The sequence below is a fragment of the Tropicibacter sp. Alg240-R139 genome, assembly GCF_900537075.1.
Lineage (GTDB): Bacteria > Pseudomonadota > Alphaproteobacteria > Rhodobacterales > Rhodobacteraceae > Falsiruegeria.
Map to the genome: position 1 here is coordinate 559,041 of NZ_UNRA01000001.1, position 26,746 is coordinate 585,786.

Sequence of the window (26,746 nt, forward strand, 5' to 3'; positions counted from 1 at the left end):
GATTAGCCTCCTTCAAAGATAGCGGCAATCTCGCTGACCATCCGGTCAGTCTCACTGCCGCGCGTGTTACGATTGCGGTGCGGGCTGCGCCCACGCGATTGCTTTGTCTGAGACTTCGCTGATTTTGGTGGCTTCTTGTCCTTCTCAGGATCGAACGCCATCAGCTTCGATAGCTGCGCTTTCGTCCGCATGTGATCGCGGATCATCAGCAAAATGCGGTGATCCGTGATGTTCATTTCTGCGGGTTGGAAACCGTATTGCGTTAGTGTCTCCACCACGCCCGTACGGAATGTGTCGAAAGACTGCTTATCGGATAGTTCAGGCATAGCTTGCTGCATCAGACGCGCCTCTTGGGCGTCTCGCTGCTGCTGGCGCTGCTGCACTTGCTGCAACGCTTGCGGCGACAATTTACCTACCAAGTCTCCTTGGATTGCCGCCAATAGTTGCTCCGATTGGAGCACCGCGCTCTCACGCTGTGTAACGGACTGCTCTTTCGCGACTAGTTCTCGCGTAGCAGTCTCTTGATCCTGAACAGCATCCTTTAGCTGTCCAAGGGTCATGGTTTCGCCCGATGCTTGGGCGGTGATCTGTAACTTTTCGTACAGGTCTTTAGGCGTCGTCCCTAGCTTCTCAGCCAGTTCCGACACGGATAGCATACCGTCGATAGCGGGTTCTTCGCCGCCCTCCTCTTGCGAGGAAACATTAGCGGGATCATCGCCACTATCGACGGACCCCGGCTCGACTGGAGCAGAGCCGGGTTCATCTTGCTCCCCTACGCTAGGGGCGTTTTCGTCGCCAAAGAGCAGGTCAGCTACCGCGTCTACCCGCTCTGCCTCTGTCTCCAGAGGACTTACCTTCTGCGGTTCCGCTTGTATCTGCGTGTGTTGAGAACGTGATGTGTTGGAAGACGTCTCTGGCGGCTGAGAGGCGCGTGTGGATCGCCTCTCTGTCCTCTGCGGTGCTTGCTGCTGCCCACTGTTCGAAGGCTGTTCTCTCGTACTCATCTTTGAGTCCCTCCAGTGCTGGCAACGCTGCTTTGAGCGCCATTAAGTGCTGCTCTTTCACGCTGCTCCCCTTGTAGCTGTGTCTTCTCTAGGTCGATGGTGCCTTGAGCGGCGACCTTGGCTTCTTCGGTCTCAGCTTTGAGACGGTCGGACCAATACTTGTAGGCAAGCTCATCGCCTGATTTCTTGGCTTCCTGCTGTAGCTTGGTCTGCTCAAGCTGCACGATTTGCTGCTGCATCTGTTGCGCCGCCTGCTGCTGCGCTTGTTGCTGCTGTGCTGTTTGCTGCGCCGCCTGCTGTGCTTGCTCGGACTTCGGGTTGATTACGAAGGCGTCTGGATTGTCCAAGCCTGCGTATGTCGCCCATTCATAGACCGTGTTGTAGACGGTGTTCATGTCCGCAAGCTGGCCGTTCATGCCTACCTGCATTGCTGACGTCTGCCACTGTAGAAGCTGCTGCAAGGTGCGCTGGATGTGGGTGCGCTCACCTGCTGACATTCCCGCCTTCACGTTGCAGCGGTCCCGGCGCGGCCACTGGCGCGGGTCTACCTGTGTCCACTCGCCGTTGACCTTGAGTTCCAGCGGCTCATTAGAATAGCGCCGCATATACTCGTGCATGATCAGGTACAGAGGACGGATTAACGTTTCTGCTAGGTTCCTGCCCATGAACGCGGTCAAGAGTTCACGCTGTGCATATTGCCGCTCAATACCGTAGGCGGTCTCGCCTACTAGCTGCGCGTCTGCGCTCATCATATCCAGAGCAGCACCGCCCCGCTCTGTCCGCATCTTGTCCTGATACGTCATGGCGTTGAAAATGGTCGGGCCAAGGTCAGGAACTTGGATGTGTATCGGGAACTCTCTGCCTGTCTTGTGACGCACCACCTGTGAGCCTGTGAGCAGGTCTTGCATGTTGGTGCTATCAGGGTCAGCGACCCATGAACCGTTGATAATGCGGCTCTGGTTATCCAGTGAGTTGCGCAAGAGCGTGGTCTTGGTGTTTTGCGTCTGTTTCAGGTGGTCGAAAAGGCTTTCACCAAGGATGCGATGCGGCTGTATGAACGCCGTTCCCATCGCATAAGGTACGAAGTCAACTTCTTCATATTCCAGCACTGTTCCCGCTGATTTACCGGCGATCAGGACGCGGTAGAGTTCGCTGATACCATCGCCGTTAAGGTCAATCCGTAGATGCACCTCAAAGCATTCAATCACGTCTTGATCGCGTGTCTGCGATATGTTCGCCTGCTGCCCTGAGAAGTTCCGCGCGTCCTCGACTAGATTGCTCTTGTCGGTTATGTACGGCAGGTCATCCACTGTCTTCTTAGAGTGGCCCATGTCCACAAGATCGCTGCGCTTGTAGAGGATACGCTCAGAGAAGAAGCGCAGTTCTTGTACGCTTCTTGTCTTGGCGTTGGCTTCATAGCTGATGTTGTCCAGTGGTACTGATTTGGCCCTGAAATGCCGCTTAGTTGTGGTAACGCGGATTAAGTCATTCTTAAGCTCGCGTGTCTCATTGGCGGCTCTGGGAATGAGCGTGACCGCGATTTCTTCGTTGGTCATCTTGCGCGCTGCAATCGGCTCATTATTCGCCCCTACCGTAGGGGAGATAGTGGTGGGAATATCGCGGGTGATTACTTCGTCATCGACATACACTTTCATGCAGCCATTGCGCAGCATCAGCGCGTCTTTGATGGACGACTGTAGCTCTGCAAAGCCCCTGTTCTGCTCTACGATTACATAGTTGGTGGCTTCGCTCTCTGCCTTCGCCGCTGGCTCATCCTGCTTGCCTTTGGCTTCGAAGTTCACCAGCGCATCTGTTGAGAGCATTGGCGTTAGCTGCGCCAATACCGCGTTCGTCATGTCTGCCACGTCCATAGATATGTCAGCGGCTCTGGCTGTCGCGCCTGCTGCGGTGCTGTCAGCGACGGGTGGCAGATCGCCGTTGTAATACTTGATCGCTTCTTCGCGGTTCTGTGCAATGTCGTTCTGGTCTGCGCCCTCTGCGCGGCTCAGTTCGATCTGAATAACGCCTGCCAGCTTCTCTAGCTGCTTTTGATTGCGGCTTACCATTGGTCGCCCCCCGCCGCTCTCAGGCGTCGTTTAGGTGTTTCTGTTAGGTAGTCGCTCATCGGCCCCCAATGGTGCTGCTTGGGGCGTCCTGTGGCGTATGTCTGCACCGCGTCAACGTAGTGGGATGACCAATCATGAACGGGCTTCATTTTGACCACGCCGCGCACCTCATCGTAGTCCGCGCGGTACGCTAACAGCGCCTCAATCGTGGTTTTGCATTCGTCACGATCAAACCAGCAATGGGACAGGATCGCGCGCGTCTGTTCAATGCCCTCGTGCTTGTTTGGCACTCTAGGCGCTACGTCTACGTCATAGCCCATGCTGCGGAACGTTTCTTCGCGGGTGGTTCCGCTCGTAAGCTCGTGCTGCTTGGCGTCATGCGGCAACAGTATCTTGCTGATCGGGAATGGTAGCTGCGCCCACTGGTTCACCATGTCCGCAATCTTGGTCTCTGCGTAGGCAATGGTTTTCAGGAAGTGATGTTCAGTGCCTACCGGCTGGATGAAATGCGCCACCATCAGGTCAGACCATCCAAGGTCGAGCGCGGCGATAACCTCCGCTGCTGCGTCGTATCTGATCGTGGTGAACCTGTTTTCCGCGTCTGCTTTCGCCATTTCGTTGGCGAAATATGCACCGCGAATGGCTGCGTTGAATGAGCAGAGCAATTCCTGTTCGAACTCAGCGTCCGACATCTCCCGCTGCATCGCATCAACTTCGGACTGCTTAAGGACTTTGGTATCACGCACCGTTAGCAGGTGGTGCGACCAATCAGGGTCGTCACCGCTTACATAGTCGTACAGTTCAAAGAGCAGGTTGTGCCTGCCTGCTGGTGTGCCTTGAATGACTGCACGTCCTTCGCGGTCTGCCAGCATCGGACGGATGACGGTTGACCATGCAGAGGACGGAATAAGCTGCGCCTCATCTAGCACAACGTGGTCCGCGTACTGTCCGCGCAGGCTGTCGTATGTCTCCGCCCCTAGTAGCTGGATGCGATTGCCGTTCTCGAAGTCCACGCGCAGTTCTGCTTCGTTGAACGTGACCTTTGGCATGTCGCGGCAGAAGGTCTTGATGTAGTCCCACGCAATGCGCTTGGCTTGCTTGAACGTAGGCGCGACGTAGAAGCCCCGCCAGTCCTTGCGCTTGGTCATCAGCGCCCCTGCAATCAACTCTGCAATCGCCTGCCATGTCTTACCAAAGCGGCGATGCACAACCCGCACAGCAAAGCGGCGCGCGGTGTCGAACAACGCTTGCTGTTCAGGTCGGAAGTTGATGTGCAGTTCAAGTGCCATCGTCCTCCCCCTTGGTAGGGGAGAGCGGTTGGCCACCAATAACTACGGTGACATTCGTATCAAGGTCGAATGTGTGTTCTAGTTGCTTAATCTTGCCGTAGGCATACGGCAACAAATCAATGCAAATACCCCGCAACTCAGATGAGTTCGGGTCTTGAACCTCTAAACGGTTCGCTTGCTCCACTAACTTTTTCAGCGGGTCAAATCGGAGCCGCTGCATGACAAGTGAAGCACTATCGCGCTTCGGACGGGCCATAATATCGTAAACCTCGGAAGTAGTTGTCCTTATTTGGTTTCCGATTTCCGTCTAGCGCAGTGCTGTCGAGTTCTTCCGGTTTTTGTGTAGACGTTGCTGTATACAGCTTTGACTACATACCTGTATAACATACTAAGTTACTGCTGTCAATAGCTAATTTTTTGGCCGGAATGGCCGGAAAGGGTCCGAAAACCGCCCCGCTGGGGGGCCGCTGGCCCGGTCTGTGGGGGTTGATCCCGCCAACCCCCTAACGGCCACTGGTGGGCCGGAAATGGGGGTCTTTGGCCGGACCCCGGCGCGGCGGCGGGGGGGGCCTTCTTTGGATGTTCCCGCCCTCAAGGGAAAAGACAGATCGGGCCGGAAGTGGTGCCGGGTAGCAGTAGCAGGGTAGCGCTGCTCTAAAGAGCAGCTTGCTACCGCTACCCTGCTACCTCTACCCCGGTAGCACAGATGGGTAGTAATCGGTAGCAGCTACCGCGCTGCTACCCAATCCTGCTACCGGCTGTAAGCCCTTGACTTTAAACACTATTCAACCCTTAGTTGTAAGTCCGAATTAGGGTATTAGCGTTCTCCCCTATGATAGGGGACTTACGGAGAACTCCGATCCTCATTCTTGCTCAGGTAGTCATGTAGTGAGCGGCGTTTCTCAAATGAGAAACTCAGCGTCGTCCCTGTCTCTTGCAGTATCTCCTTCCGTTTCAGCGCACCGATAGCGCGCGTGATGCTTTGCCGTTTTGTCTTATCTGCACCGTCACCCGGCCAAAGCGCGATAAGCGTTTCTACGAAGTCGGTCTCTTCGGGGTTCGCTTTGTGGTCGAGAAGGTGGCCGAATAGCTGATTAACAATCGTAAGCTGGTTCTCGGTCAGCTTCCTGTACCAGTCAGGCTCTATAGCATCCGCGCCCTCTGGTAGCGTTTCGCCAAATACAAACACAGGGGCGGAAACATCCCGGCCACGGCTGTTCTTGCCGATAGCATGGCTATGTATCGCGCCCGTTAGACCATCGCCGCCGGGTTGGTCCCTAGAGGCTGATGACTTGACTGTGATTTTTGAAGCGGAACCAGTGACCTGCAACACCATGTCCATAGCGCCCTCATAAGCGGTACTGCCCCGCGCGCCTTTGCTGGCGTCCATGCCTAGGTGGTGCGGTATGATGACAACGCCCTCTATTTTCTTGGCGATTATATGAGCGTGGTTCAAGAACTTGATCATGTCGTCGCTGTCGTTCTCTTTACCGCTGAAGTTTTCAATCAGCGGGTCGATGATAACCACGTCCGCGCTGCCCTTACCTGCATAAACGGTGACATCCCGCATCAGCTCATCTGCGGACTTAAGCAGGTCATATTTAACGGATAGTGCTTTGTAGTTTTTCATCGCTTTCACAGGTGAAACATTGTGGTGGCGGCACCACGCCAGTAGGCGGTTTTTGTTCCGCTGCGCGTCACCCTCAGACATGATGTGAACGACCACGCCCTGCTCTACAAACCTCTCGCCTATGTCCATGCCAGTGGCGATGTGCATACCTAGCGCGGTCGCCACTACCGATTTCCCCGCCTTAAACTTGCCGAGTAAACCGACCCTGCCGCGCATTGGAACCAGCCCCTCAACACGGTCAAAATTATCCAAGATGAACTCGCCATCCGAGAAGTCGATAATTTTGCCTTCGGCTTTCAGTCCCTTCATAGCTTCGCGGTAGGCGAGTACATGTTTTTTCTTCCGCTCGAAGCCTTCTTTAAGCGACACTAGTACACCATCCGCGTCGTCGGGTATGGGTTCTGGTGTCCCCTCACTAGGGGAATCAGAGTCAGCGTCGGTGTAGTCGCTAAAGTCGGCGTCGTCGCTCACACACCACGCATTCGGCCCTAAGATTTCTTGCAGTCTATCTGTTGCATCTTCCATGTTCCCGCCCCTTACTCTGCTGCTTTATCTGCGGCGTCATTAAACCGGTTGTCGTAAGTGGCTTTGACGTCAGGACCGAAAGAACCGTCCGCATAGAAACGGTTCTCTTCGGCCATCCAGTCGATGACAGCTTTCTGTGAGTAGTAGATACGGGCGGCACCAGAGCGGACGTACTTTGGTCCGGTGCCATTGTGGCGCATGTGCGCAAGTGTGGTGTAGCTCAGTCCTGTTAGCATACAGGCTTGCTGACAATCCATTAGTCCGGTTCCGTCAGACATAATTCGATTTCCCCCCTTGTGAGGTTTTGTATAGATTATCCTTGTTTTTCAGGGGGTTATGTCGTATTCTGTCGATGTTTAGTCTAGTACACGTTCCGGTACCCCTTCGCCTAGGCCGCATTTGCAGGTGCAGCCTAGGCATTTCTCATTCTAGCACGTAAGCGCTTGTTTTGTCAAGCTTTTTTCGGGGCGCGCTCCTTATTGTCATTCTAAAGTGGGGGCTATGCTCCCCCACCGTAGGGGCGGTGCTTATGCCGCTGGCATGGTTGCTTTTTCCAGCTTGGCAAGGCGGGATTTGATCCGCTGTTCTTCTTCGTAGCCTGTAGCCACGTCGCGGAACAAGTTGACTAGGAAGCTGCCTAAGCCTTTCTCTGCGATGTTCTCATCAACCTGTTTCAGTACGTGCATAAGCTCAGTATTGCGTACTGCCAGTTCAGTTACAGAGTTTTGCACTCCGTCACTGATCTGCTCTAGCGCCTCTAGACGCTCTAGCAGATCAAGCGCGTCGTTGATCCTCTTGTCTGTGATCATTTCCGGCATGGCGGTGCCTACGGCTGGTTTGTAGCGGCCCTTAAATTCAAAATCGTCAAGTATACCCATATTGGGACATCCTTCTTAGTGGTGGGTTGGGTGGTCTTCTTTTTGCGGTAGGCAGAACATTTCCAACGCTTGCAGACGCTTGCTAACGCGCGTCATCGCCTTGACGGTCTCAGCGTTGGTGCGGCTGATCATCATCACCGCTTCCCTGAGTTCGTTTAGCTGCGCCTGCTGTAGCCGCATCGCCTCTACGGTGTCGTCTACGAACTTTGCCGCTTCCTGCTTGGTCAGGTAGTCAGACATGACTTAGCGCCCCCGATATTCAATGCGGTGCGCTGCTCGTAAGCCTCTACTTCCTCGATTGGATAGAGCACTTTCTTTTTCATTGGCTTGATCCAGTTCGGACCCTGCTGGCGGTAGCGCATCACTGCAAGCGCGGCGTAGGTGGTCCCCCAACGCGCGGCCAACTGATTAGGTGTAAGGAATTTCTTTTCCATACAAACCCCCATCGTAGAACCAGTGCCTGAGCGGTCGCTTACCTCCGCTCTGGTTGGTTCGGTTTGCCACGATTATTTGGTCACGCAGTTTGTGGCGGTGGGTTTGTCTGCTACGGCTTTCACTATATACTTTTATATAACATAAGTAACTGATTGTAAAGGATAATATTCATATCAGCACTTCTATAGGCGGAAATCCGCCTATGAGATAGGCCAGTTCAGGGCGTTAACGCCCTGTAAACTTGTTGCCTCTAACGGATGACGGAGAAATGACGGAGAGTTAACAAAAATTTAACTAAATCAGCGGTTTGACTTTAACCGCTTGTTAGCCAGGGTTTCATAGCGTGACAGCAGTCTGCCTAGAGGAGCTTGTCATGAACGATTCGGACCCCTTCGCCTCTCCCCTCCGTGTTCCAACGGCCACACGCCCCTTGCTGGGCCTGACCATTCTGATGGTCGAGGATAGCCGCTATGCCTGCGAAGCCATGCGCCTGTTGTGTCTGCGCAGCGGAGCCCGAATTCGCCGGGCAGATTGCCTGAAATCAGCGCGAAGGCACTTGCAAATCTACCGCCCTTCGGTCCTCATCGCGGATCTGGGCCTGCCAGACGGATCAGGCGCAGATTTGATCGAGGAATTGGCCCATACCACGCCCCGGGTCGGCGTAATTCTGGGCACATCCGGCGACGAGTTCGGCGAAGATACCGCGATTGCAGCCGGGGCCGATGGCTTCCTGGCCAAGCCCATCACCTCTCTCGCAGTGTTTCAGTCGGCGATCCTGTCCAAAATTCCTGCCGACCGGCACCCATCGGGCCCTCGGGTTCTAAGGGATGAGATCATTGACCCCGACCCAATTGCTTATCAGGATGATATGGCCCATGTAGCGGACGTGCTGACTGACACCTGCGACGGTAAAACGTTGGATTATGTGGCGCAATTTGTTGGCGGTGTAGCACGCAGCGCGTCAGACACAGTACTGGCCAACGCCGCCCGTGACCTGGCCGAGGCACGCGCGACCGGGGCGCCAGTCGCCACAGATGCAGCGAGGGTCGCAGGGTTGATTCAAGAACGTCTGGAACGCAGAAAGGCCATCTGAGATGCTCGAATCGTTTCTGATTACACTCAGCACTCTGGGCATTGTCCTGTTTGTGCAGGCGCGCATTGCGGCCCGAGAAATCCGCCGCAATCGGGCGTCGATGGCAGTACCCTTGAAAGGTGATCTGGTGCTGCCGTACCGGCCTGAAACGCGGCGACAGTAACTTTCAGCGTAACGATTACGTCTTTCGAAGTGGTCGGCACGTGGTGCAACAACGAGTGTAGAACATGGGTCTTTTCCGCTAGAGAAGCAGCCCCGGATCAGACCCAAGTTGAACCCCTGGGAAAATACTGCGTTCGAGATCACTCGTGTTGATCCCAAGCGTCGACCTGAGAACCCAGGCCGTCGTCTCCCGAACATCCGCGGTGGGCAAAAGATCCCGGCGCTGAAAAAGCTGAGCTTCCGCCAATCCGGGCCAGGTCCCCAAGACACGCCTGCCCCGAACGGCACCACCTGCCAAAATCATGGCCCCTCCGGTGCCGTGATCCGTTCCCTTCGATCCATTCTCGGCCACGGTGCGGCCAAACTCGCTCATTGTGACAATGGTGGTTTTATCCCAGACATGCGGCCCCAATTCTTGGCGCAGTGTCAGGATCGCTTGCGTTAACTGCGCTGCCGCACGCGCCAATCCGAGGGGCTGATCCCGATGGGTGTCCCACCCGTTGAGCGAAAAGGCCACAACACGTGTGTCCCCCCGCATCTGCTCGGCGGCATAACGGGCGATGTTCACATGCGCCTGCCCTTTGCCCTGTTCCGGCATCCGATTGGGGTCACCGTTGCCAGTAGAGAGCGTCACGGCCTGAGTGAATGCGGCCGCAAACGCCGGATCTTCGGACATCACGCGCCGCGCCCGCTCCAGTGTTTGCGGCGCCAGCGACAGATCGGCGTCGGGCGCCCAATGCGCCACTGGCGCGGCCCCAACGAGGACACGCTGCACCCCTTGCCCCAAACCAAAACCTGTCCGCATCTGCGCCCCGGGCACCATCTGCAAGGCCCGGTTTAACCATCCCCCCCGCGCCGCGTCATGCGCGAGAAGCCCGCCCTCAAGCAGATCCTGCCCGTCAAAGTGGCTGCGTTTGTTCCGATAGGGCGTTGCCACCGCGTGTACAAAGGCCAGCTCCCCCTTATTCCACAAGGGCATCAAATCATCAAACGCCGGGTGCAGGCCAAAGAACCCATCCAAATCGGCCCGAGGTGCCCCGGCCGACAATGTCGGGCGGGCAAGCCGGTAGTTCGGATCGCCGAAGGGTCGGATCACGTCAATTGCGTCCATCCCGCCCCGCAAAATGATCACCACCAATCGGTTTTCGCCAGGCGTCTGCGCCAAGCTCACGGGCGTCCACAGCGGGCTGGCTGCCACCGAACAACCAAGCGCCATCGACCGGTTCAAAACCTGGCGGCGGGTCAGTTTGTCTGCCATCGCTTCCCCCTCTTACCGGCGTTGAAAGTCCGGTGACATAAGCACCAACCCAACCCCGTCTGTCCGCGTTTCGGCCCCATAAACTTCACGGCGCAAGACACGCGAGACATAGGGTCCCAGCGCTTGATCTAGAAACAGGCGCGGGTCGACGAGATCCGGCGTCAGCCTTGCTGGCGCAGACATCGCCCACCCAATGCGCGCGGCCTGCCCCTGCGGTGACAGCCAATCGCCATCATCCTCGGGCCAGCCATCCGGCCCAGCCGGGCGCAACCACGGTTGCCCCATCAGCTTAAGTGGCCCCAGAAACATGCGCTTGAGTCGGCCGGATTTGACACCGATCACGCGACCTGAAGACAAGGCCAATGCGCGACATGCCGAGGCAACATAGTCGAACGGCGGTTTGACGTTCTGCAAATCCGGCTCCCACGCTTGGGGATGCTCCAGCAAAGCGCGGTAGACTTCGCTCAACGTTCCCCCAGTTTGCCGATAGCGCGCGGCAACATGCTTGACGAGATCCGGCGGCGGTGTATCCGAGACAAAGTGCACGACAAGTTTTTTGGCAACATGCTCGGCCGTTGCCGGATGCCGGGCCAGATCCCTGAGCACGGCCCGAATGTCGCCGAACCGGGCTTGCGCCCCACCATAGCTTTTGCCCAGAACAACTTCTGGCCCCGGCTCGGCCGCCTTGGCGCGATAGATGAACCCCTTGTGCGGCACATAACCAATCCCGGTAAACAGCTCGGCCAGTTGCCGTACGTCTGCCTGTTCATATGGCCCGCCTACACCAAGGGTGTGCAATTCCATCACCTCGCGCGCCAGGTTTTCGTTGAGCCCCGCCATCGGCTTCTTCTTGGCAATTTCGCTTCCCGGACCGATCGAGCTACGTTGATCAAGGTAATGTACCATCAGCGGGTGGGTCACGGCGGCAATCAGCAAGTCCTCGAACCGACTTGCGATATGGGGGCGGATCGCCTCCTCCTGATAAGGTAATCCACCGTGAATCATGGCACCGCGCTTGCCTTGGGCGGTGAAATGATCCGACCAGAAATGCACCAGACGCTCGCGGAATCCTTGGGGCGTGTGGGTCCATCGCAGCAGCGCTTGACCAAACCAGGTGATGCTCTCGTGACGGGTCTGCTTATTAAGCGCGCGGTTCTGGATCTTCAATTCCGCCTGCAGTGCCGGGGTACCAGCTTGGCGCATGGCGCGGGCCAACCGTTTTTGATCCACCAACCGCGAGCGGAAGGCAGGAAAGGTTTCGATGGGGAACGCTTGCGCAGCAACGTCTGCCTGCAACAGGTCGTCAACCATTGCACCAGCGGTTTCAGGCGACGCATGAACGGGCGACAAGCCGCAGCCGAACCGAATGTCTGCCAACTCTGGTGAAAACGCCATGTTTCGGCTCCCTTCCTTGTCACGTTACCAGAGCCAGGGGGCCAGACGAACAAAAACGACCTGCCCTTGTCAGACAGGTCGTTTCCAAATCAAGTCATGAAACCAGAATTACTGATCCTGGGGGATCACCCGCAAGCCCAGCTCCATCAGCTGATCCGAACTTGGGCCGGATGGTGCGTCCATCATCAGATCCTCTGCGCGCTGGTTCATCGGGAACATCATCACTTCGCGGATGTTGGCCTCGTCCGCCAGCAGCATGACGATCCGGTCGATACCTGCGGCACAGCCACCGTGCGGCGGCGCGCCGTAGTGGAAGGCGTTGAACAGAGCGCCAAAGCGGCTCTTGACCTCGTCCGCGCCGTAACCCGCCAGTTCAAAGGCTTTCAGCATGATTTCCGGCTTGTGGTTCCGGATCGCGCCCGACACCAGCTCGTACCCGTTACAGGCCAGGTCGTACTGATAGCCTTTGACCGCCAGCGGATCGTCGTTCAGTGCATCCATGCCACCCTGGGGCATCGAGAAGGGGTTGTGTTCGAAATCGATGGCACCGCTTTCTTCGTCCTGCTCGTAGATCGGGAAATCGACGATCCAGGCAAAGGCGAACCGGTCCTTGTCGGTCAGGCCCAACTCTTCGCCGATCACATCGCGTGCCTTGCCCGCAACCTTTTCGAACGCCTTTGGCTTGCCGCCCAGGAAGAAGGCCGCATCGCCCACGCCCAAACCCAGCTGTTGGCGGATCGCTTCGGTGCGCTCGGGGCCAATATTCTTGGCCAACGGGCCGGCGGCTTCCATACCTTCGCCCTGGTCGCGCCAGAAGATGTAACCCATGCCCGGCAGGCCTTCGCCCTGGGCAAACTTGTTCATGCGGTCACAGAATTTGCGGCTGCCGCCTGTGGGGGCCGGAATGGCGCGGATTTGGGTGCCGTCCTGTTCCAGCAGCTTGGCGAAAATCGCAAAGCCGGACCCGCGGAAGTGCTCGGAACAGTCCTGCATCTCGATCGGGTTGCGCAGGTCAGGCTTGTCCGAGCCGTATTTCATCGCCGCCTCGGCGTAAGGGATCTGCGGCCAGTCCTGCGGCGCGTCCACCTTTCGGCCACCACCAAACTCTTCGAATACACCTGCCAGCACCGGCGCAATCGTGTCGAACACGTCCTGCTGGGTCACGAACGACATTTCCAGGTCGAGCTGGTAGAAGTCTGTCGGCGAGCGGTCGGCGCGCGGGTCTTCGTCCCGGAAACACGGCGCGATCTGGAAATACTTGTCAAAGCCCGAGACCATGATCAGCTGCTTGAACTGCTGCGGGGCCTGCGGCAGAGCATAAAACTTGCCCGGATGCAGACGCGAGGGCACCAGGAAGTCGCGTGCACCTTCGGGGCTGGAGGCGGTGATGATCGGCGTCTGGAATTCGCGGAAGTTCTTGTCCCACATCCGGCGGCGCATTGAGGCGACAACGTCCGAGCGCAGAGTCATGCTCGCCTGCATCTTCTCGCGACGCAGGTCGAGGTAGCGATAGCGCAGACGGGTTTCTTCGGGGTATTCCTGCTCACCAAAGACCATCAACGGCAGTTCATCGGCGGCGCCCAGAACTTCGATGTCACGGATGAACACCTCGATCTCGCCGGTCGAGATCTTTGCGTTGATCAGGCTTTCGTCGCGGGCTTTCACTTCTCCGTCGATGCGGATGCACCATTCGCTGCGGACCTTTTCGATCTCTGCAAAGACAGGGCTGTCAGGGTCGGCCATGACTTGGGTCATGCCATAGTGGTCGCGCAGGTCGATGAAGAGCAGCCCGCCGTGATCGCGCACGCGATGCACCCAGCCCGACAGGCGGACGGTTTCACCAACGTTGGATTTGTTCAGGTCGGCACAGCTGTGCGAACGATAGGCATGCATGTCAGATATCCCTTGGGGGCGTAAAAAGCGTCGGGCCGATACACCGCGCCAGCACACAGAAGTCAAGGGAGAGCAGCCTTGCAGCAGGCGCGGGGGCGGATTTTTTGGAAAAATCCGGCTTGGAGGCGCTGCCCCCTCTTGGTCTAACGGCCAATTCACCCCGTCGTATCTGGAACAAAAAGAAGAGTATGGGGCTAGATCAACGGACCGCGCGGGCCTTTATAGTCCACACTGATCTCTCCACGCAGAGAATTGCCCACAGTAATCCATTGCGCATGGCGCAGATCTTGGAGAGTCACCACGCGTTCGACCACGCGCTTTGTGTCCAGCAGCCTTTGACGCAAGACACCCGGTAAACAGCCGCTGCGCAGAGGCGGCGTAACAGCGGGTCCATTGTGCAGTTTCACGAACAGATTGGTGATCGTGCCTTCGCAAACCTCATCGCGTTCGTTCAGGAACAGCAATTCGTCAACACCCTGCGGCAGGCTCGCACGCGCCTGATCGTAGAGCGCGCGGCAGGTCGTTTTGTGCTGTAGCCAGACGTCGTCTGATTGCAGCCGCTCTTGGGCAATCTGAACGGTCCATCTGCTGGGAGTTGCCCCCAACGGCGTGGTGGTGATCTGGATCTGCCCTTTTGCATCCAGCGTCAGACGTGCGCGCAGCGCCTCGGGGGCATTGATCTTTTGCACCTCAGCCTCTGTCCCACGCCGATCAAAGGGGATCTGGAACGCGCGCGCCGACCGCTCCATACGGCGCAGATGCCGCGACAAGTCGTGCGGGCCGGTTTCGGGCTCGATCCGAAAGGTTTCGATCAGGTGGAAGTCAGGCGCAACTGGCTTGCGAAGCGGGCTTTCCATAGAGCTTCCTCATATTCCGATACTGCGGTGCTGTCCCAAACGACGCCGCCACCAACGTTGAGCGTGGCCTTCGCCCCCTCGACCAAAAGCGTTCGGATTGCCACGTTGAATTCGGACCGACCATCGGGTGCGGCCCAGCCAATGGTGCCGCAATAGATGTCACGTGGCCAGGGTTCCAGTTCTGACAGGATCTCCATCGCGCGGATTTTTGGCGCGCCGGTAATGGATCCACATGGGAAAAGCGCGCGTAGGATGTCGGCCAACCCTGCATCAGGACGCAGTTTGGCCCGCACGAGCGAAACCATCTGATGTACGGTGGCATAGGTTTCGACCTTGAACAGCTCGGGCACATGGACCGAGCCGGGCAGCGCCACCCGGCTGATGTCATTGCGCAGCAGATCGACGATCATCAGATTCTCGGCCCGGTTCTTTTCATCCGTCGACAAAAACGACCTGCGCCGGGCATCCTCGGCCAGGTTGGCACTGCGCGGTAGCGTGCCCTTCATGGGCCGGGTTTCGATTGCTCCAGATGCGTCGGCCCGAAAGAACAACTCGGGTGAACGGCTGAGAATGTCGGGCAAACCGTTCTGCCGAACAAGCGCGCCGTGCCCCACGGTCTGACGCTCAGACAGGGCTGCATAAAACTGCTCGGATGTTCCTTCGATTTCGGTGTCGATGGGAAAGGTCAGGTTGGCCTGATAGATGTCCCCTGCCCCGATAGCGTCGTGCACGGCGTGAAAGGCGCGGCCATATCGTGCCTCATCCCAACGCGGTTGGAACGCGGTCAATCCACCCGCAGCAGCAGCCAAAGGTCGCTGAACCGGCGCGCCGTAAACGCCCATACAGATCAGCGGCAGCTTGCGGATTGCAGGCATCCGGGCTGCCAACTTCGACTCGAGCGCATAACCCAGCTCGTAACTGGCATAGCCCGCCACCCACGCGCCGTTCTTTTGCGCGGCGTCGATTTCGCGCAGCGCATCAGGCACATGGCACGCCTCATCCGCGCGAACCACGTAAACCGGCTCGGCAAATGTCGTCCCTGGCCCCGCTGGCCCTTGATCAAAGCGTATCTGCAAATTCGACCCCATTTCGGCAGAGATGCCATATAATCAAACCAGCACTGACGAAAAGGGGGGAATGCGGCGAATGGCGGTCAGATTGCGTACCCTCTTGCACCTTTTCGCGCGGTGCCTATAACGCAGGACAATTTGGGCGCTTGGGCGGTGCCCGTGACTCGCGACATCAAAGGAACCAGGCTATGCCGAAGAGAACCGACATCCAGTCGATCATGATCATTGGGGCGGGCCCCATCGTTATCGGACAGGCTTGCGAGTTTGACTATTCTGGCGCTCAGGCCTGTAAGGCCCTACGCGAGGAAGGATACCGCGTCATTCTGGTGAACTCGAACCCGGCGACCATCATGACTGACCCCGGTTTGGCCGACGCAACCTATATCGAGCCGATCACGCCTGAGGTTGTCGCCAAGATCATCGAAAAGGAACGCCCTGACGCACTGTTGCCAACGATGGGCGGACAGACCGGCCTGAACACCTCGCTGGCACTCGAAGAGATGGGTGTGCTGGACAAGTACAACGTTGAAATGATCGGTGCCAAGCGCGACGCCATCGAAATGGCCGAAGACCGCAAGCTGTTCCGCGAAGCGATGGACCGTCTGGGCATCGAAAACCCGCGCGCCACAATCGTTACGGCGCCCAAGCGTGAAGACGGCAGCACGGATCTGGATGCAGGTATTCAGCTTGCCCTCAACGATCTGGACGAAATTGGTTTACCTGCGATCATCCGGCCCGCCTTTACCATGGGTGGAACCGGCGGCGGTGTTGCCTATAACCGCGAGGATTACATTCACTTCTGCCGCACCGGCATGGACGCCAGCCCGGTGAATCAGATCCTGGTCGACCAAAGCCTGTTGGGTTGGAAAGAGTACGAGATGGAGGTGGTGCGCGACACTGCCGACAACGCCATCATCGTCTGTTCAATCGAAAACGTGGACCCGATGGGCGTACACACGGGTGACTCGATCACCGTGGCCCCTGCCCTGACGCTGACGGACAAAGAGTTCCAGATCATGCGGACGCATTCGATCAACGTGCTACGCGAGATCGGTGTTGAAACCGGTGGGTCCAACGTACAGTGGGCCGTGAACCCCGCAGATGGTCGCATGGTTGTGATCGAAATGAACCCGCGCGTGTCGCGGTCCTCTGCTCTGGCGTCCAAGGCAACCGGTTTCCCGATTGCCAAGATCGCCGCGAAACTTGCTGTGGGCTATACGCTCGACGAGCTGGACAATGACATCACCAAGGTCACGCCTGCCTCGTTCGAGCCGACCATCGACTATGTCGTCACCAAGATCCCTAAATTTGCCTTTGAAAAGTTCCCCGGCGCTGAACCTTACCTGACCACCGCGATGAAATCGGTGGGCGAGGCGATGTCGATTGGCCGGACCATCCATGAATCCCTGCAAAAGGCGCTGGCGTCGATGGAATCGGGCCTGACCGGGTTTAATGAGATCGAAATCCCCGGCCTGACCGTAGGTGTTTGGGACGAGGCCGACGACAAAGCATCCGTCATCAAGGCAATCAGTCAGCAGACCCCCGACCGTATGCGCACCATCGCGCAAGCCATGCGTCACGGGTTGAGCGACGACGAGATCCACGGCGTCACCATGTTCGACCCCTGGTTCCTAGCCCGCATCCGCGAAATCATCGACGCCGAGCGTGACCTGCGCAAAGTAGGCTTGCCCGTGACCGCCGAAGGTCTGCGTGCGCTCAAGATGTTGGGCTTTACCGACGCACGCCTGGGCGAGTTAACTGGTCGGGACGAAAACAATGTGCGTCGTGCCCGTCAGAACCTGGGCGTGACTGCTGTGTTCAAGCGCATAGATACCTGTGCGGCTGAGTTCGAAGCGCAGACGCCCTACATGTATTCGACTTATGAGGCCCCTATGATGGGCGAGGTTGAATGCGAGGCCCGCCCCAGTGACCGCAAGAAAGTCGTCATCCTGGGCGGTGGTCCAAACCGGATCGGCCAAGGGATCGAGTTTGATTACTGCTGCTGCCACGCCTGTTATGCGCTGACGGATGCGGGTTATGAGACCATCATGATCAACTGCAACCCCGAGACCGTGTCGACCGACTATGACACCTCGGACCGTCTGTATTTTGAACCGCTGACGTTCGAACACGTGATGGAAATCCTGTCGACGGAACAGCAGAACGGCACCCTGCATGGCGTCATCGTTCAGTTCGGCGGCCAGACGCCATTGAAACTGGCCAACGCGCTCGAGGCCGAGGGCATTCCGATCCTTGGCACCACGCCCGACGCCATCGACCTGGCCGAAGACCGCGAGCGGTTCCAGGCGTTGGTGAATGAGCTGGGCCTAAAACAGCCTCACAACGGCATCGCTTCGACCGACGCGCAGGCTTTGGAAATCGCCGAGGAAATCGGCTTCCCGCTGGTGATCCGCCCATCTTACGTTCTGGGTGGTCGCGCGATGGAAATCGTGCGCGACATGGGTCAGCTGGAACGCTATATCGCCGAGGCGGTAGTGGTGTCCGGTGACAGCCCGGTACTGCTGGACAGCTATCTGGCGGGCGCGGTCGAGCTGGACGTCGACGCGATCTGCGATGGCACCGACGTGCACGTGGCAGGCATCATGCAACACATCGAAGAGGCTGGTGTGCACTCTGGCGACAGCGCTTGTTCCTTGCCCCCTTACTCGCTGGATGCTGATGTCATCGAGCAGATCAAGGAACAGACCTACGCACTGGCCAAAGGTCTGAACGTCATTGGTTTGATGAACATCCAGTTTGCGATCAAAGATGGCGAGATCTTCCTGATCGAAGTCAACCCACGCGCCTCACGTACCGTGCCGTTTGTGGCCAAGGCCACGGACAGCGCAATTGCCTCGATTGCGGCACGTGTGATGGCAGGCGAGAAGCTTTCGAACTTCCCCAAGCGTCCGCCCTATCAAGAAGGCCAGGACACCAAGATCGCCGATCAGATGACTTTGGCTGATCCGAACATGCCGTGGTTCTCTGTCAAAGAGGCGGTCTTGCCTTTTGCGCGCTTCCCTGGCGTCGACACGATCCTGGGCCCCGAGATGCGTTCAACCGGCGAGGTCATGGGCTGGGACCGCGACTTCCCGCGCGCTTTCCTTAAGGCGCAGATGGGGGCCGGCATGGTTTTGCCATCCTCGGGTCGTGCGTTCATCTCGATCAAGGACGCCGACAAGGGCGCGCTGATGATCGAAGCGGCGCAGGTTCTGGTCGAACAGGGCTTTACGCTGATCGCCACGCGCGGGACCCAAAGCTGGCTGGCGGAACAGGGTGTGCCTTGTGACATCGTCAACAAGGTCTACGAGGGTCGCCCGGACGTGGTCGATTTGCTCAAGGACGGTCAGGTGCAGCTGTTGATGAACACCACCGAGGGCGCACAGGCAGTCGAGGACAGCAAGGGCATCCGCTCGGTCGCTTTGTATGACAAGATCCCCTACTTCACCACCGCCGCAGGCTCTCACGCTGCTGCGCTAGCGATCAAGGCGCAGGCCGAAGGTGATGTTGAGGTGAAGTCGCTGCAGGGCTAGTAATCACCGATACCTGAAACAGAAAACCCCGGTTCGATGAGCCGGGGTTTTCTGTTTTTATTCGGCGTTCAAGTCCTAGGATCATCTGTCTCCTCAATGTCAAAAACTGCTTCGATCGGCTCCTAAAAACGTCTGGTGCTTGAGGCGTCGACAAGAGATCGAAACCCGGTGCCTGGGCCTGCGCCAAAAATCACTCAGTTCTCATTTGGTTTTGCCCCATCCGTTGACCCAAAGTCAGCGGGTGATCAGGCTGCGGGCACGAGCAGAAAGGAAACCTGATGAAACACGTTCTTTTGGCGCTGGCCCTGCTGGGTCTTACCGCCTGCGATGTGCCGTTTGTGCCCTTGATCTGAACAGGCGAGGCAAAAAGGCCCCAGCATTCTGATGCCGGGGCCTTTTGTTGTTCGTCAGGGGTTCACTCAGGCCGCCGCCATCTCGCGCTTCTCATCCCTGGCGAAGAACACCAGATAGAACACCGGCGCTGCAATCAGGGTCAGGATGGTGGCAAACGCCAGACCGCCCATGATCGTCACCGCCATCGAGACAAAGAACGCGTCCGTCAGCAGCGGCGCCATCCCAAGGATCGTGGTCACAGCCGCCAGCATCACTGGGCGCAAGCGCGAGACCGAGGCCTCGACAATCGCTTCGCGCAGGGGTTTGCCTTCGGCCCGGACCAGGTCGATCTCTTCGACCAGGACGATACCGTTCTTGATCAGCATCCCCGACAGGCTGAGCAGACCCAGAAGCGCGGTAAAGGTGAACGGCAGCCCCGTTCCCAGCAGGCCGATGACAACGCCATTTACCGACATAGGGACCAGCAACCAGATGATCACCGGCTGGCGGATCGCGTTGAACAGCAGCACCGAGATCAGGACCATGATGATCCCGCTCAACGGCAACTGACCGGCCAGGCTTTCCTGTGCATCGCGCGAGTTTTCAAACTCGCCACCCCATTCCAGCTTGTAACCCGGTGGCAGCTTCATTTCCTCGACTGTTCCCCGCACTTCGGCGTGAACTTGTGCGGCGGTCAGATCGGGCGGGATGTCGGCGCCCACGGTAATGGTCGGCACGCGGTCACGGCGATGGACCAGCGTATTCTCGACCTCATATTCAAACCCGTCCAGCATCTGCTCAACCGGGACGAATTTTTCGGCCTGCGTGGAATAGACGACCTGATCGACGATGCTGTATTCCCCGTCCGCTGGACGACGCACGATGATCGGGATCAGGCGCTCGCGTTCACGGAACACACCGCCCTGAGAACCATCCGTCGAAAACAGCAGCATGTCGGCGATATCATCCCGCGTCACACCTGCGGTCTGGGCCCGGTCGGTGGCATAGACCGGACGCAATGCCAGTTCTTGTTCGCGCCAGTCAGTGCGAATGCCGATCAAGTTGTCGGACGCCGCCGCCATACGCTGGCTGGCTTCGGCCGCCAATTCGCGCAGCACTTGCGGATCGGACCCTGAGAACCGCGCCTGAATCGGATCGCCACCGCCGGGGCCAAAGACCAACCGTTTGGTGCGGAACTCGCCCTCGGGGAACTTGGCAGTGCCAAACGCCTCGAGATCCGCCTGCAGCGCCGGAATGTCATCCAGCGTTTCTGTTCGAATGATCATGTGGCCATAGCTGGGGTTCGGCTTTTCCGCCGCATAGGTCAGCATAAACCGCGTCGCCCCCTGCCCCACAAAGGTTGTCACGGATACCACATCATCGCGTTCCCCAAGCCACGCCTCGACCTCGGCCAGATGGTCCGAGGTCAGATCGATAGGTGTGCCCTGTGGCAGTTTATAGTGAACAAAGAACAGTGGTGTGTTCGAATTCGGAAAGAACTGCTGCTTCATCAGGCCAAAGCCCATGAAACAGGCCACGGTGATAGCGACCAGACCCGGGATCACCAGCCAGCGCAACCTCAACGCGGCGCGCAGGGTCGCGCCATAGGCCCGGAAGATCAGCCCGCTATAGGCGTCCGCCCCGTCCCCTGTGCCTTGCTTGAAGAAATAGTGCCCCAACAACGGCGTCACTGTCAGCGCAAGTATCCAACTCAGGAGCAGCGAGATGCCGATAACTGCGAAGAGCGAGAACAGGAATTCACCTGTCGCATCGGGGCTGAGCCCGATCCCCGCAAAGGCCATGATGCCAATCACCGTCGCCCCCAACAGGGGGATTTGTGTCTTGCCCGCCACGTCATCAGCCGCATTGACCGAGTTTTTGCCGCGCTGCATTGCGATCTGCATCCCCTCGGCCACGACGATGGCGTTGTCGACAAGCATCCCCATGGCGATGATCAAGGCCCCTAGCGAAATCCGCTCCATCTCGATCGAGAAGATCGCCATGAACAAAAGCGTTCCCACGACCGTCAGCAGCAGGGTTGACCCAACCACGATCGCAGCACGCCACCCCATGAAGATAGCAAGCACGGCAACCACGATGGCCACGGACATGGCCAGATTCACCAGAAAGTTGTTCGAGGCTTCTTCGACCACCACATGTTGCTGGTAGATCGGCAATACTTCGACACCGTATGGAATGTCGGCATCCAGCTCGGCCATCTTGGCATCAACGCGCTTACCCACCTCTACGACGTTTTCGGTGGCAAGACCTGCGACGCCCAAGGTGAACGCTTCGGCCCCGTCAAAACGCACGATCAGATCGGGATCGGTCTGGCGCCCGCGATAGACGTTCGCCATGTCAAAGAGGTTGATGACTTTACCTTGTGTGCCGACAGACAACCCGGCAATGGCCGACACTGTGTCCGACCCTTCGGCTGCCAGAATGCGCGTCTTGCCCGTTTCCGAACGGACGATTCCGGAATCCTTGACCGAATCCGACGTTGCAATGGCATTGGCGATCGCGTTGAGAGGCACGTTCTGGTTCACCGACAAGGCCAGGTCGGGTTCGACAAAAATCGCCTCGGCTGGCAATCCAGCGACCTCGACATCGGCCACGCCATCAACTGTCAACAACTCGCGCCGCAAAAACGTCGCCAGTTCGTGTTTTTCGGCGTCGGTGTACCCATTCGCTGTGACCGCGTAGAACAATCCGAACACGTCGCCAAAGGCGTCGTTCACATATGGCTGGCTCACACCCGTTGGCAGCTGCCGCGCCGCGTCGCGTACCCGTGCGCGCAGTTTGGTCCAGATCTCGGGCAGTTCCGTTCCATCATAGGTCGACTTAATTTCAACCTCGATCAGCGATTGGCCCGGCTGGTTGACCGAGGTGATCTTGTCCACCTCCCCCATCTTCTGGATTGCCGATTCCAGCGGTTCGGACACTTCCAACGCCACCTGTTCTGCTGTAGCGCCAGGGTATTGTGTTGCAATCACCGCTTGTTTGATGGTGAAAGCCGGGTCTTCGAGACGACCCAGAGACGAAAATCCCCAGATCCCACCGATGAGCGAAATAAGGATGATCAGCCATGTGTAAAGCGGCTTTTCGATAGATGCGCGTGCGATTTTCATCTGCCCGGCCCCTTAGTTTGCGAAGCCGGTGAACCGGCGCACCAATTGACCGTCGATCAAGGCACCGCCGCCGGTCACCACGATTTCATCACCATCCGACAAACCATCCGTCACGCGCACGTCGCCCGTCACGGTCGGCTCAATCTCAACCGGCGTCCAGGTCACGACACCTTCGTCGCTGCCAGCCGGATTATAGACCATGACGCCGATGCCCCCATCGGGCGTGGCCACGACAGCCGTCGGCGGGATAACTATACCTGTACGGCCATCTTTGACCTGAACCGAAACCGTGACCGACGATCCAGGCAGGATTTGCCGACCCTCAGGAGGGGTCAGACCAAAGTTGATGCGAAAGGTTTGCCCGACGCTTGATGTTTCGGCGTCAAATTCACGGACCTGCAAAGGGAAAACCTCGTCGCTGAACGGAAACTTGGCGGTGATGGTGACGTCATCCTGCTGGCCTGCGCGTTGAAACAGGACCTCGGGCACGTCGACCTCGATCCGCAGTTCTGACATGTCATGAATGCGTACGATAGGAGTACCAGTCGCGACCGTAGTGAAGGCTGCAACACTGCGACGGGACACCAGCGCATCAAACGGTGCGTTCAGAGTGGCATGTTCCAGAGCGTATTCTGCGTCGCGTAAGGCGATAGCGGCCAACGCGGCGTTTGTCCCGGCATCGTCCAACGACACCTGACTGACTGTGCTCCCCTTGAGGCGGTTCAAACGGGCAACAGTGCGATCCGCCTGTTCCTTTTGCAGGCGCGCTCGGTTGAGCTGCAATTCAAACGGTTCCTGATCCAATTGCGCGATCAGGCTGCCCTTGGGCACGACATTGCCTTCGGTAACCGGGAAATCGACAATTTGGCCAGCGACCTGAAACGCCAGATCAACAGTCTGACGCGCAGCAACCTGCCCATAAAACTGTCGCGAAAACCCAGGCGCCGTTTCGGAAACCTGCACCAATTTGACAGGTTTGGGTGCCTCTTGTGCGGCCACTGGGAAGGCCAAAAGGCCCACAGCAACAGAAAATGTCTGGAGGAGTTTCATTTCTTCAGTCCTTCGGGAATACCGGTTTTCAGGATGTTGTCACGGATCTTGCACGCCAATTGTGCAAAGACCGCTGTCTCTTGTGGGTTCAGGCCGGACGCGTGACGAAACAACTCGCCCGCCTTGGCAACCAGATCGTGGCGGGCAGCTTCGCCCTGTTCGGTTAGCACCAACAGCCAGGCGCGACGATCTTCGGGGTCGCGTTGACGGGTGATATGACCAGCTTGTTCAAGGGCATCCGCCGACGCCGTGATCGTCGAAGGCGCCATCATCATGTCGCAGGCCAGAACGCCCATCCGCTTGGGCTGATCCAGCTTGATCAACATATGAGATTCTTGACGTGTCAGGTCCGGCCGAATGGCGTCGATGCTTTCATCAACCTTCCAATACAGCGCATAGACTCCCATCATCGCCTGGATCTCTGGGCTCAGCCCATCCAGGACAAAGGGCTCGTCATCTGCCATCATGTCTGTCCCACTATTTCTGCGCGATATACTTCAGATTATGAAACATTCAAGGTCTGAAGGTTAGTTCCAGATCGTTGCAGAGGGTTCCGCTGGGTCACCTCCCCTTGATCAAGATCCATTATGCACGCATTTTGGGCAAGTCCGGCAGTTTTCAGGAGCTTGCAATGTATACACCCGCCATCACCGGGACCGGCGTCTTTACGCCCGAGCAAATCATCACCAACGCCGAGTTGGTCGAGGCGTTCAACGCCTATGCCGACAGGATGAACACTCAGAACGCTGACGCCATTGCGACGGGCGACCTGAAGCCGATGCAGCATTCGTCCGAAGAATTCATCCTGAAGGCATCTGGCATTGAACAGCGGTTCGTGATGGACAAGATTGGTGTGCTGAACCCGGATGTGATGCACCCGCTCCTGCGCCAACGCGATGATGACGAGCCCGGCATCATGACCGAAATGGCCGTCGACGCGGCCAAGAAGGCGCTGAAACAGGCAGGTAAGACTGCCGATGACGTGGACGCCGTGATCTGCGCGGCCTCAAACCTCGAGCGCGCCTATCCTGCGGTCGCTATCGAAATTCAACAGGCATTGGGCATCGACGGGTTTGCCTTTGACATGAACGTCGCCTGTTCTTCTGCCACCTTCGGCATTCAGGCCGCCGCCGACATGGTTCGCTCAGGGTCGATCCGTTCCGCCCTGGTGGTCAACCCTGAGATATGCTCGGCCCACCTGGAATGGCGCGACCGCGACTGCCACTTCATCTTTGGCGACGTGGCCACAGCTACGCTGATCGAACGGATCGAAGAAGCCAAGGGCCCGCACTTCGAAATCCTGTCGACCCGTTGCGCCACGCAGTTTTCCAACAACATCCGAAACAATAACGGATTCTTGCGCCGGTCGCGCCCGGATGGGGTGAAAGATCGCCGCGATATGCAGTTCATGCAGAACGGTCGCAAGGTGTTCAAAGAAGTGCTGCCGATGGTCTCGCAGCACATCACCGACCACATGGGCGATAACGGCGTGGCGAACACCGATCTGAAACGCATCTGGCTGCACCAGGCGAACAAGACGATGAACGATTTCATCGGCAAAAAGGTTCTGGGCCGCACACCGGAAGACGGCGAACAACCTAACATTTTACAGGACTACGCCAATACGTCCTCGGCTGGCTCTATCATCGCCTTCTCGCAGAACTCTGATGATCTGGATGAAGGCGACGTGGGCCTGATCTGCTCTTTCGGAGCAGGTTATTCGGTTGGTTCAGTCATTGTGCGTCGACACACCTGAGCCATTGCTGTTTCGGTAGTCCTCTAGGCGCCAACCAAGAAAATGCGCGCGCAAATGGCGCGCGCGTCTTTGTGATATTGCTGTAGGTTCAAGCTTTCGCAGACACCCGTTCATGAACTTGTTCAACGCTTTCCACCCGTTCTGAATAACGATCCACCAAATAATCTTTGCGGCTTCGCATCATGTAGGTGAACTTCACCAACTCCTCCATCACATCCACGATGCGACGATAGAAAGGCCCATCAGGCAATCGGTCACCTTCGGCAAATTCCAGCCAAGCTTTGGGAATCGAGCTCTGGTTCGGGATCGTCACCATCCGCATCCAGCGGCCCAGGATGCGCATCTGGTTGACCGCATTGAATGATTGCGACCCGCCTGAGACCTGCATCACCGCCAGCGTCTTTCCTTGGGTGGTGCGAATACCCCCTTTGAGCGACAGGGGTAGCCAGTCGATCTGCAATTTCATGATCCCGGTCATAGCACCGTGGCGCTCGGGCGAGGACCAGACCATGCCTTCGGACCACACGACCAGGTCGCGCAACTCAACCACTTTTGGGTGGTCAGCATCCGCATCATCGGTAAGAGGCAGGCCCGATGGATCGAAAATCCGTGTCTCACATCCCAGGGCTTGCAGAACGCGCGCGGATTCTTCGACCGCTTTGCGAGAGTAGCTCACGTCACGCAGCGAGCCGTAGAGCAGTAAGATCCGAGGAGCATGTCCGTCATCCCCTTCGCCGACAAGCCCAAGGGGCGAGACGGGCTGAAGAGCGCCGGGCACGATTGCAGGCAAATCGCCCAAATCGATTGTGTCAGGCACTTTCTTCTTCCAGGTGAAGTTTCATGTCGATGAGAACCTGTTGCAGCGCGACCGTCTCTCGCAGCAACCGCTTGGCTTCGTTCACCGTGATGATGCCATCTTCGATCGAGACCTGATACTCGCTCATCAACATGGCAAACCGCTGACTCAGCGCGATGACGTCCGAGTTGACGCCGCCTTCGCGGTCGTGATTTGGATGGCGGTCATCATATGACAGGGTGATATTGCGCAATTCTGCCAAGGCCGAAGTGACATGCGGATAAGACGAAGCTGCCTCTAGTCGACCCACCGAATCCACCGGCATAAACCGGTCCGAATGTTCTGCATTTTCCGAATAATATCTGCCCAGTGTTGCCTTGGATTTCCCCGTCAACTCACAAGCCGCTTCGATTCCCACATCCTTGACCAAGGCCTCGGTGTGCTTCTTGAGGTACGCCCCGATATCGGCCATTTGCACCCTTTCCCAAACCATCGCGCCTCCCCACTCGTGCGTAGGGGAAAGGCCCGAAATATTTCCCATTTATGACTTCTAATCCAAATGTCATATCTTGGCTATCCCTCAGGTTTTCGGGGA

At 57.6% G+C, this 26,746-nt stretch carries 23 protein-coding genes; 4 read left to right on the forward strand and 19 right to left on the reverse strand.

What is annotated here, in order from left to right:
• Window positions 1-2: 2 nt before the first annotated feature.
• From G6R15_RS02785 to G6R15_RS02825, 9 genes are all read right to left on the reverse strand, one after another.
• Window positions 3-647: a hypothetical protein gene (locus tag G6R15_RS02785; RefSeq protein ID WP_164658260.1), complete on the reverse strand. Its 645-nt coding sequence runs from the start codon at window positions 645-647 to the stop codon at window positions 3-5.
• Between the two features lie 353 nt (window positions 648-1,000).
• Window positions 1,001-3,070 carry a hypothetical protein gene (locus G6R15_RS02790; protein WP_164658261.1) on the reverse strand — a complete coding sequence of 690 codons (2,070 nt, stop codon included), beginning with the start codon at window positions 3,068-3,070 and terminating at the stop codon, window positions 1,001-1,003.
• Window positions 3,064-4,359, reverse strand: a complete 1,296-nt coding sequence (locus G6R15_RS02795; RefSeq protein ID WP_164658262.1) for a terminase large subunit domain-containing protein — start codon at window positions 4,357-4,359, stop codon at window positions 3,064-3,066. Before G6R15_RS02795 ends, G6R15_RS02790 begins: the two co-directional genes overlap by 7 nt.
• Window positions 4,349-4,579, reverse strand: coding sequence for a hypothetical protein (locus tag G6R15_RS02800; protein ID WP_205520459.1), 231 nt, complete (start codon window positions 4,577-4,579; stop codon window positions 4,349-4,351). Before G6R15_RS02800 ends, G6R15_RS02795 begins: the two co-directional genes overlap by 11 nt.
• A gap of 624 nt (window positions 4,580-5,203) precedes the next feature.
• Window positions 5,204-6,514, reverse strand: coding sequence for an AAA family ATPase (locus tag G6R15_RS02805; RefSeq protein WP_164658264.1), 1,311 nt, complete (start codon window positions 6,512-6,514; stop codon window positions 5,204-5,206).
• An 11-nt stretch (window positions 6,515-6,525) separates the two neighbouring features.
• Window positions 6,526-6,792 carry an AlpA family transcriptional regulator gene (locus G6R15_RS02810; RefSeq protein WP_164658265.1) on the reverse strand — a complete coding sequence of 89 codons (267 nt, stop codon included), beginning with the start codon at window positions 6,790-6,792 and terminating at the stop codon, window positions 6,526-6,528.
• A gap of 249 nt (window positions 6,793-7,041) precedes the next feature.
• Window positions 7,042-7,392 carry a hypothetical protein gene (locus G6R15_RS02815; protein ID WP_164658266.1) on the reverse strand — a complete coding sequence of 117 codons (351 nt, stop codon included), beginning with the start codon at window positions 7,390-7,392 and terminating at the stop codon, window positions 7,042-7,044.
• 15 nt (window positions 7,393-7,407) lie between these two features.
• Entirely contained in the window at window positions 7,408-7,632 is a 225-nt protein-coding gene (locus tag G6R15_RS02820) for a hypothetical protein (RefSeq protein WP_164658267.1), read from the reverse strand.
• Window positions 7,617-7,826, reverse strand: coding sequence for a DNA-binding protein (locus tag G6R15_RS02825; protein ID WP_164658268.1), 210 nt, complete (start codon window positions 7,824-7,826; stop codon window positions 7,617-7,619). Before G6R15_RS02825 ends, G6R15_RS02820 begins: the two co-directional genes overlap by 16 nt.
• A gap of 374 nt (window positions 7,827-8,200) precedes the next feature.
• Here G6R15_RS02825 and G6R15_RS02830 point away from each other — a divergent pair, with 374 nt between their 5' ends.
• Both G6R15_RS02830 and G6R15_RS02835 read left to right on the forward strand, forming a co-directional pair.
• Entirely contained in the window at window positions 8,201-8,920 is a 720-nt protein-coding gene (locus tag G6R15_RS02830; RefSeq protein WP_164658269.1) for a response regulator, read from the forward strand.
• Between the two features lies 1 nt (window position 8,921).
• On the forward strand, window positions 8,922-9,083 hold the full coding sequence (locus tag G6R15_RS02835) for a hypothetical protein (RefSeq protein WP_164658270.1): 162 nt from the start codon (window positions 8,922-8,924) through the stop codon (window positions 9,081-9,083).
• Between the two features lie 78 nt (window positions 9,084-9,161).
• Here the strand turns inward: G6R15_RS02835 and G6R15_RS02840 are convergent, their stop codons facing one another.
• The 5 genes from G6R15_RS02840 to G6R15_RS02860 form a co-directional block, all read right to left on the reverse strand.
• Window positions 9,162-10,340 carry a DUF1501 domain-containing protein gene (locus G6R15_RS02840; protein ID WP_164658271.1) on the reverse strand — a complete coding sequence of 393 codons (1,179 nt, stop codon included), beginning with the start codon at window positions 10,338-10,340 and terminating at the stop codon, window positions 9,162-9,164.
• A gap of 12 nt (window positions 10,341-10,352) precedes the next feature.
• Window positions 10,353-11,735 (reverse strand): DUF1800 family protein, encoded by a 1,383-nt coding sequence (locus G6R15_RS02845; RefSeq protein ID WP_164658272.1) that lies wholly within the window; start codon window positions 11,733-11,735, stop codon window positions 10,353-10,355.
• A 108-nt stretch (window positions 11,736-11,843) separates the two neighbouring features.
• Window positions 11,844-13,628, reverse strand: coding sequence for an aspartate--tRNA ligase (gene aspS, locus G6R15_RS02850; RefSeq protein ID WP_164658273.1), 1,785 nt, complete (start codon window positions 13,626-13,628; stop codon window positions 11,844-11,846).
• 194 nt (window positions 13,629-13,822) lie between these two features.
• Window positions 13,823-14,485, reverse strand: coding sequence for an aminotransferase class IV family protein (locus tag G6R15_RS02855; protein WP_164658274.1), 663 nt, complete (start codon window positions 14,483-14,485; stop codon window positions 13,823-13,825).
• On the reverse strand, window positions 14,440-15,561 hold the full coding sequence (locus G6R15_RS02860) for an aminodeoxychorismate synthase component I (RefSeq protein ID WP_164658275.1): 1,122 nt from the start codon (window positions 15,559-15,561) through the stop codon (window positions 14,440-14,442). Before G6R15_RS02860 ends, G6R15_RS02855 begins: the two co-directional genes overlap by 46 nt.
• Before the next feature lie 182 nt (window positions 15,562-15,743).
• On the opposite strand from G6R15_RS02860, the gene carB reads away from it, so the two are divergent.
• Window positions 15,744-19,088: a carbamoyl-phosphate synthase large subunit gene (gene carB / locus G6R15_RS02865; protein ID WP_164658276.1), complete on the forward strand. Its 3,345-nt coding sequence runs from the start codon at window positions 15,744-15,746 to the stop codon at window positions 19,086-19,088.
• Window positions 19,089-19,507: 419 nt separating this feature from the next.
• Here the strand turns inward: carB and G6R15_RS02870 are convergent, their stop codons facing one another.
• From G6R15_RS02870 to G6R15_RS02880, 3 genes are read right to left on the reverse strand one after another with little or no spacing between them, the layout of a single operon-like run.
• A complete protein-coding gene (locus tag G6R15_RS02870) occupies window positions 19,508-22,549 on the reverse strand; it encodes an efflux RND transporter permease subunit (RefSeq protein ID WP_164658277.1) in 3,042 nt (1,013 codons plus the stop codon).
• Window positions 22,550-22,561: 12 nt separating this feature from the next.
• Window positions 22,562-23,599 carry an efflux RND transporter periplasmic adaptor subunit gene (locus G6R15_RS02875; RefSeq protein WP_164658278.1) on the reverse strand — a complete coding sequence of 346 codons (1,038 nt, stop codon included), beginning with the start codon at window positions 23,597-23,599 and terminating at the stop codon, window positions 22,562-22,564.
• Complete coding sequence (locus tag G6R15_RS02880; protein ID WP_240336648.1) at window positions 23,596-24,063, reverse strand: MarR family winged helix-turn-helix transcriptional regulator; 468 nt, start codon at window positions 24,061-24,063, stop codon at window positions 23,596-23,598. Before G6R15_RS02880 ends, G6R15_RS02875 begins: the two co-directional genes overlap by 4 nt.
• Before the next feature lie 167 nt (window positions 24,064-24,230).
• Between G6R15_RS02880 and G6R15_RS02885 the strand changes: the two genes are divergently transcribed.
• On the forward strand, window positions 24,231-25,355 hold the full coding sequence (locus G6R15_RS02885; protein ID WP_164658279.1) for a beta-ketoacyl-ACP synthase III: 1,125 nt from the start codon (window positions 24,231-24,233) through the stop codon (window positions 25,353-25,355).
• An 88-nt stretch (window positions 25,356-25,443) separates the two neighbouring features.
• On the opposite strand, the gene arsH is transcribed toward G6R15_RS02885, so the two are convergent.
• Entirely contained in the window at window positions 25,444-26,172 is a 729-nt protein-coding gene (gene arsH / locus G6R15_RS02890) for an arsenical resistance protein ArsH (RefSeq protein ID WP_164658280.1), read from the reverse strand.
• A complete protein-coding gene (locus G6R15_RS02895; protein WP_164658281.1) occupies window positions 26,165-26,623 on the reverse strand; it encodes a hypothetical protein in 459 nt (152 codons plus the stop codon). The genes arsH and G6R15_RS02895 overlap by 8 nt, the downstream gene beginning before the upstream one ends.
• Window positions 26,624-26,746 lie beyond the last annotated feature (123 nt).

Bases quoted from the DNA above. Each gene is read 5' to 3' on its own strand.
- G6R15_RS02895 (WP_164658281.1), bottom strand. From the start codon at position 26,623: ATGGCCGATATCGGGGCGTACCTCAAGAAGCACACCGAGGCCTTGGTC.
- G6R15_RS02845 (WP_164658272.1), bottom strand. From the start codon at position 11,735: ATGGCGTTTTCACCAGAGTTGGCAGACATTCGGTTCGGCTGCGGCTTG.
- G6R15_RS02805 (WP_164658264.1), bottom strand. From the start codon at position 6,514: ATGGAAGATGCAACAGATAGACTGCAAGAAATCTTAGGGCCGAATGCG.
- G6R15_RS02790 (WP_164658261.1), bottom strand. From the start codon at position 3,070: ATGGTAAGCCGCAATCAAAAGCAGCTAGAGAAGCTGGCAGGCGTTATT.
- G6R15_RS02840 (WP_164658271.1), bottom strand. From the start codon at position 10,340: ATGGCAGACAAACTGACCCGCCGCCAGGTTTTGAACCGGTCGATGGCG.
- carB (WP_164658276.1), top strand. From the start codon at position 15,744: ATGCCGAAGAGAACCGACATCCAGTCGATCATGATCATTGGGGCGGGC.
- G6R15_RS02815 (WP_164658266.1), bottom strand. From the start codon at position 7,392: ATGGGTATACTTGACGATTTTGAATTTAAGGGCCGCTACAAACCAGCC.
- G6R15_RS02810 (WP_164658265.1), bottom strand. From the start codon at position 6,792: ATGTCTGACGGAACCGGACTAATGGATTGTCAGCAAGCCTGTATGCTA.
- G6R15_RS02855 (WP_164658274.1), bottom strand. From the start codon at position 14,485: ATGGAAAGCCCGCTTCGCAAGCCAGTTGCGCCTGACTTCCACCTGATC.
- G6R15_RS02795 (WP_164658262.1), bottom strand. From the start codon at position 4,359: ATGGCACTTGAACTGCACATCAACTTCCGACCTGAACAGCAAGCGTTG.
- G6R15_RS02885 (WP_164658279.1), top strand. From the start codon at position 24,231: ATGTATACACCCGCCATCACCGGGACCGGCGTCTTTACGCCCGAGCAA.
- G6R15_RS02875 (WP_164658278.1), bottom strand. From the start codon at position 23,599: ATGAAACTCCTCCAGACATTTTCTGTTGCTGTGGGCCTTTTGGCCTTC.
- G6R15_RS02825 (WP_164658268.1), bottom strand. From the start codon at position 7,826: ATGGAAAAGAAATTCCTTACACCTAATCAGTTGGCCGCGCGTTGGGGG.
- G6R15_RS02830 (WP_164658269.1), top strand. From the start codon at position 8,201: ATGAACGATTCGGACCCCTTCGCCTCTCCCCTCCGTGTTCCAACGGCC.
- aspS (WP_164658273.1), bottom strand. From the start codon at position 13,628: ATGCATGCCTATCGTTCGCACAGCTGTGCCGACCTGAACAAATCCAAC.
- G6R15_RS02870 (WP_164658277.1), bottom strand. From the start codon at position 22,549: ATGAAAATCGCACGCGCATCTATCGAAAAGCCGCTTTACACATGGCTG.
- G6R15_RS02820 (WP_164658267.1), bottom strand. From the start codon at position 7,632: ATGTCTGACTACCTGACCAAGCAGGAAGCGGCAAAGTTCGTAGACGAC.
- G6R15_RS02800 (WP_205520459.1), bottom strand. From the start codon at position 4,579: ATGCAGCGGCTCCGATTTGACCCGCTGAAAAAGTTAGTGGAGCAAGCG.
- G6R15_RS02835 (WP_164658270.1), top strand. From the start codon at position 8,922: ATGCTCGAATCGTTTCTGATTACACTCAGCACTCTGGGCATTGTCCTG.
- G6R15_RS02880 (WP_240336648.1), bottom strand. From the start codon at position 24,063: ATGGCAGATGACGAGCCCTTTGTCCTGGATGGGCTGAGCCCAGAGATC.